The sequence below is a fragment of the Vogesella mureinivorans genome, assembly GCF_007644035.1.
GTDB lineage: Bacteria > Pseudomonadota > Gammaproteobacteria > Burkholderiales > Chromobacteriaceae > Vogesella > Vogesella mureinivorans.
In genome coordinates, this window is the sequence record NZ_VMTV02000875.1 from 1 (window position 1) to 292 (window position 292).

1 protein-coding gene is annotated in these 292 nt (G+C 69.9%); it reads right to left on the reverse strand.

Annotated elements, in window-relative coordinates; genetic code table 11:
• Positions 1–128: 128 nt before the first annotated feature.
• Positions 129–278 (reverse strand): DNA polymerase III subunit chi, encoded by a 150-nt coding sequence (locus FLQ44_RS25090; protein ID WP_369126621.1) that lies wholly within the window; start codon positions 276–278, stop codon positions 129–131.
• Positions 279–292: the final 14 nt, after the last annotated feature.

Here is a 292-nt window from a genome sequence, read left to right on the forward strand (position 1 = left end):
GCATCGCAGACGGCCCGACCGCGATGGCCTGGCTGCGGCGCAGCTTTCCGCTGGGCTTCCATGGGCGCTTCGCAGGCGCTTGAGGTGGTGAAGCCGCGCCTGCGTGCGCCTGCAGCTGAAGCGCGGTTCTACATGTCGTGCTTGTTGAGCGCGTAGCCCAGCGCCTTGTATTGGCTCCAGCGCGCGCGCAGCGGATCGCGTGCGGCGGGGTCGGCGGGTACGACTTCGAGCACGCGCTCGAACGGTGGTGGGGCGACTTCATCGCGCAGGTTCAGCACGAGCGGGCGCGAGG